At 46.5% G+C, this 6,000-nt stretch carries 3 protein-coding genes; 1 reads left to right on the plus strand and 2 read right to left on the minus strand.

Annotation, left to right across the window (positions count from 1 at the left end; genetic code table 11):
• Positions 1-91 precede the first annotated feature (91 nt).
• Complete coding sequence (locus tag AAB400_03665; protein MEK7648984.1) at positions 92-1,006, plus strand: hypothetical protein; 915 nt, start codon at positions 92-94, stop codon at positions 1,004-1,006.
• A 32-nt stretch (positions 1,007-1,038) separates the two neighbouring features.
• Here the strand turns inward: AAB400_03665 and AAB400_03670 are convergent, their stop codons facing one another.
• Complete coding sequence (locus tag AAB400_03670; GenBank protein MEK7648985.1) at positions 1,039-4,743, minus strand: hypothetical protein; 3,705 nt, start codon at positions 4,741-4,743, stop codon at positions 1,039-1,041.
• Between the two features lie 75 nt (positions 4,744-4,818).
• Positions 4,819-6,000, minus strand: a 1,182-nt coding sequence (locus AAB400_03675) for a hypothetical protein (GenBank protein ID MEK7648986.1), incomplete at its 5' end; no start/stop codon positions are given.

Below are 6,000 nucleotides of genomic sequence, written 5' to 3' on the forward strand. Positions count from 1 at the left end.
AAAATAGAATGCAATAGAGAGTGAAGTTACCTGACTTTTTGAGGTGTTGTCTATAAGCTTTGTGCTACCATGAATGATGGAGAGAGTCCAGATGAATAGTAGTATTTGGTATAGAGCCTTAACAATCAGTGTATTATTGGGAATCATTTCCGGTTGCGAGCTTCCATCGACCATTAATTTCCTTTCAAATAATACCGCATCAGCGAGCTTAACCGCGACGGGATCTGCGGTTATCATTGCCAATGATCCCGCCCCGGGCAAGGAAGATTTGAAAAAAGCCGCTGATGACCTCAAGAAGTCGGCGGATGATCTGAAAAAAACGGCAGATACCATCGCTTCGTCCAGCGCGCAGGCTTCGGCTTCCGAACGAGTAGATACCTCCTTCGATGAAGTTGTTGGCGAATTCTCCGGCCGCATTCCTTTGCGGCTTGCCGACGGATCGATCGGCAGTGCGTCGGTGGAAGTGCAAGATGTCGTCTGGTCGTATTTGAAACAGCGGCTTACGGCGGTATTCAGCGGCGATGTGAACGGCATCTATTCACACGATGAAGCTGGCAAGGTGTGGGAGAAAGAAAATCTTGTAAGTCCTCAAGGGGAATCATTTGAGGAAAAGCATGAAATACTCTTTCAGTCAGTTAATGCGACAGATTCTGTTGGCCCTGTTTCTAGCATCAATTGGGAAAAGCGTGAAATGGTACTTAATCCTGTCTATACAGAGGGAGAGGCGACCACATCTATTCCGAATTCACTGGGCGTAAGCAATTTCCCTCCTCGATACCTAAATACAATCGCGCTCATAACAAGGGAGATGACATTCTGGTTGCGCGGGAATACTCCTCAAGTCAAAAGGAAAAATGCAGGCGAATTTTCATCACTTCAAGTTGATGTAGTAAAAGGAGATCGCGTTGTGTGGGTTTTTGATCCACTTCATCAGCGTGTTATTCCGATCACGAAAGACGATCAGGGACGATATCATCTATATCGCATTTCTCTGGAAAAAATCTAATTTAAGGGGCACTTATTCAGCCCCTCTTTTTATTATGATCCTACATTGCTCACTGTGACAGTGCTATGCCATGTGATAGTGCAGTTTGTAACCTCAGTTACGCGCAAAATAACAGTTCCACTTGATATAACTAACGTGGGGTTTGTCCATGCACCAACCGTTTCACTGGTAAAAGTAGCCTGTGGAGATGTTCCATCAAGTGCGGCTGCGGTTCCAGTTGGATTGTTATATCCTCCACGAAGGATATAGGTTGCGCCATCATCCTCGGTACAACCTGCTCCACTCACCGCTCTTCCGATTACACGCGCCTCGATAAAAAAGGTGTTGTCTTGGGTAATAGTTATTGTATTGAGATCGGCAGTAGTGCCAGGTGTGCCATCCCCTATGATTTGTTGTCTCCCCTGATACACTTTATAATTCGGATCGTCATTCGTTGCGGTTGACGTGAGGCCGAGTATTTGATTACCAACCGTCCCTTGCGTGACGTCAAGCACCGCACTTGGGGTCATTCCAATGCCGACGTTGCCGGCACTATCGATTCTTAGTCGTTCCGCAAGGGTTGCTGTTCCGTCAGGCGAGGTGTAAAACATTATGCGTCCTGGCATATCCGCCGCCCCACCTCCAGTAACTGCTCCATCAACCGCTACTTCAATGGCTACCGCAGAACGAAATGTCGTCCCACCATCAGATCCTCTAAAATAAATACCACCAAGAATATCTCCACTCGCCATTGCCGTATGGGCGCCAATGGTAGCTGATTTGCTTCGAAGAAAATCAAGAAGACCTTCATCTGTTCCAGTCTCACTCCATGTGTTTAACGATAGACCCGCGGAATTTGCAGATTTATTAACTTCAATTAGAGATCTTCCACCATCGTACGTTGCATTCGTTGTGCCACCGACGATCAATTCACCGCTATTGAGGATGGTCATTCTCTGAGTAAGTGTACCCGCTGAACTCGCGGTGTGAAACTCCAACCTTCCCGGCACTTGATTATTCGCAACGGTGTTATCGACCATTCCTTTTATTTGCGCGGCAACCTCCAGATCGGTGGCGTCTGAACCGCGGAAGGCAATAGTGCCAAGCCGCTCCCCGTTCACTACCGCTGTTGTTAGTGTGCCGATTGCGGCCGCGCCAGATTTATTGAGATCTAGAAGTGAAGCCTCATCATCTGTTGTAGACCATGTGCTTAGAGCTACACCACCGTAATTGGATAACGTGTTGACTTCAAATAACTGTCCCAACCGACCATACGCAGTATTCGTTGTCCCACCAATCGTTACGACACCAGAGCTTAGAATGGTCATGCGCTGAACATTCCCAGTACCGTGAAGAGAAGTCCCGAGAGCCAGATAGCCATTATAATTATCTGCAGTGGAGTTCTCTTTTCTTCCAGCGATGGTTCCATAATTAGCAATTGTGGTTGTACCGCTATAATAACCGCCCAGCGTAATTTGTCCGCCCTTATTTATGGCGGCTGAATCATTTGTCATTACAGTTAAATTGCCGTAACTCTCAGTCACTGTATTTGGAGATAGTATGTATAAGGATGTCGATGGCGCAGTCGTCCCAATCCCGACATTCCCTCCGGCAACGATTGCTCCATAATTGGTATCTGCTCCCGTCGGTTCTGCGATGTAGAGCCCGTATTTTGTTGAGCTGCCATTAGTGGAAGATGTTCCGTTTGCAATATAGAGGCCGTAGTTATTTACGGTGCCTGCGTCATTGGGATGTGTAGCGGTTGTTGTAATATAGTTGCCGTAGACATTGGTACTTCCCCCGCTTCCTGCAAGCGTTCCAGAAACAGAGGTATAGTTTCCGTAGAGCGTCTTTGTGCCGCTTGTAAGCGCGCCAGTATTACCGACAGTGTTATAGATGCCGTAATTTGTATTTCCCAAAGCTACTGCATCAGTTGATGTTGCATAGATTCCGTAGACGCTATTTGCCTCCGTGGCATTTGAATTAATAGTGCTAAGGTAGAGATTGACTGCACTTGCGCTTGCTGCCGTACTATCAATCGTAGCAGTTGATGAGATCAGACCATTTGTTGTACCAATATTTCCAACGTCAGAAGTAATCTTAAGTATCGCATCAGTCACACCCACCGTGCCGCTTGATGGTCCTGTGAGCATAAGAACGGTACCCGATGTAAGAGATGTGGCATTTACCGTGAGTGCGTCGGTAGTTGTCCCGGTAAACGTAAGCGTTTGGGCGTTTGTCGTCGGGCTACGTAAGAGAAAATCATCATAATTGAGTCCATCAAGCAAGTCAGAATTGTATGAATAGGTCACTCCACCGATTTGTTTGCGCGGCGTAAGCGTTTGGCAACCCGAATCGGTCGTGCCACAGACAGTCGCTTCAAGATAATGAGTATTGGTATCAAAATTAATTCCTGAAAGAGAGGAGTTATTTCCAGTTCCTGTTCCGAGAACGACTGTAAAAAGCCCCCGACTCACTGCAGCTGTAATAGAGGCGGGTGTTCCACAGCTTCCCGTTGCCCACACACAACCCGTTCCATCACTAGCAGTTGTTATTTTAAATCGAAAATAGTATGTATTATTATCTGATACCGGGACATAGCTCGCATCCATGAGGCGACCCTGGTAGATGATTGGCATATTCGCCCTATTTGATGCAGTATCGGCATAGATACTCATGAATATACCTACAGTCCCAAAGATGATTGCAAGAACAATCACTTCTGTTACATAGTATTTTCTAAAAAAAGACATTTTTTTTGGGCCGTTGGTATGGTGCTGTATTGGCGGTAGAGAGGCGCTATCAAATTTTTTTAAAAGAAAATTTGAATACCAATTTTTGAGCTGAAAGAGCCAGTGCTGCAATGAGAAATGGGGCAACGTAAGGGTGGGTGTGCGAAACTTTGTGGCAAATCGCGGTAAGCGAATGTGTGGTGGTTTAAATTGCGGGATATGCAGAGATAAACGAATGTGGGGCAGATGAAATGATGGCAATGCAAAACGGGGCAGTTTAAGTGCACCAAGTCGGATACATATGCGCGAGAGCTTTACTAGTATTGCCAGTACACTAGAAGCTGTTTCTTCAAACGGGATATAGTTTTTTGCAAATACAGGTATACGAATGCGAGGAAGGCGTATGCCCGGAAGCGATATTTTGGGTAACGTAATTGTTGGAAGTGCTAATTGCGGCACGGTAATGTGTGGTATTGGAATATGAAAAGAATTCGCCACCCGAATTATTCTGGCAAAAAAACTTCCAATGAGCGCTATATCCTGCCGTGTTTGGGCACCAATGCCCCTTGTTAGATGGAAGAGCTTTTCGCAGAACCCACATGTTTTTACTCGGCATGTTTTGCATACTGCAAACATGCCAACCGTTGCGCCAATGGCTGTCGCTCCAATGGCAATTGGATTGGAGGTAATTGCGGGCAGGGAAGCCAAGAATGGAGCGCCTCCTGTAGCTTTGGGTAGCAGCTCCTTCAGGATTAATTCTCGCGAAACATGGGGAGTTTGATGAAGCGCTTCAAAACGAGCGACATGATAGGTGAGCCAATGGATACCGCGCCGGGTGAGCGTAAATAATGATGGAGATTTCGAATGGGAGCGAAGGATTGATTGATGTATTTTTTTATACAATCGCTTTTTGGAATACTCGCTAAGCGCATCTCTGCTGTCGTGCCACACATCTTTTACGGGCTTGACGCAAGAGTATGCAAAATCTTTGATATCACAGAGAATGTCAGATAAAAACACAACCATCCTTTGCGATGGCCTCCTGAGTACGATTTTTGCGAGATAGTGTAGGGTGTTTTTTCTTAACACATACCATGAATGTTATTGGCTTCCCTGTCCTATGCAGAGCCATGAAAATTTGTCACCAACCGATGGTGTCGGACTAAACTGTATTTTAAGCGAGCGCCCGTGCTGTATGGTAAAAGGAACTCCTCCAAGTGTTGGAGAAAAAGCAGATGTTGTTGTAAGTGACGTGCTATTTGCAATTGACGCAACAACCCTACTCTGCCCTCCGGCAAGGATGGTGTCACCGACTGCTAATTCTGTCGTGAATGAAGAAAGACTCCCAGTGACAGTTATTCCTGAGCTTATAAGGATGCCGGTACCGCTGTTGAGCTGTACAGTTACTGCAAGCGCTGCCCCCTCGTACATGATGGTGCAGCCCGGCGCATTAGTGTAGGTTCGCGCAAACGTAAGCGTACACGATGATCCTGCTCCGGTAGGAAGCGTTGCTTTTCCGGCGATATCATTACTCCCCGTATCGAGCGTTGCGGCAGTTCCACTGCAACTGACTGTTGGAGAGTTGCCCCCACCGGAATAGTTTATTGTTGCAAGATGTCCCCGTGCGAATTCAAACATTGGCGCAAAGCTATTTACTCCACTGCCTGAGGCTCCTGTTTGCGGAGTTTGAATAATAATTTTCGAAGCCGTATTTCCTGTGCTGTCCCCGCTGTTAAGATGAGCATCGCCACCGGCAAGATTTGTTCCGCCGCCATTATTTCCTGCGGCAAGAGTAAGATTTTGTCCTGCCGCAGTTCCACTCTCAACACCTATTGTGCGATCGGCTCCACGAGCAAATTCAATGGCGTAGCCCGAGGTGAGAGATTTTCCAAGCATGAAAAATCCGTCATTTGCTATAGTGAGGAGAGAGGTTCCGACAGAATTACGCACACTGAACATTGAATCGAGACTCACAAGTGTAAGACCGCTAAGAGTCACCGGACCAGCAGAATACATACCACCCAATCCAATATTCATCCCTCCTTGCACTGAAAGATCATTATTGATTGTAAGATTATTTCGTACTTGCGCCTGTGCCAGCTCAAGTCCGCCAGACTCAAGTTGCTGAATATATGATCCACCTATATCAAAAACTTGCAGTGTCGCTGATGTCAAATTGGGCACATAGGCATGCCGTCCGTTAACCTCCACCATAATAGGGCGTGTTGCTGTTGCAACTGTTCCTACACTTGTTGGTGACGCAGGATTTGAAATATCAAAAAT

Source organism: Patescibacteria group bacterium (assembly GCA_038065255.1).
In the GTDB taxonomy this organism is placed as follows: domain Bacteria; phylum Patescibacteriota; class Patescibacteriia; order JACQRZ01; family JACQRZ01; genus JBBTRI01.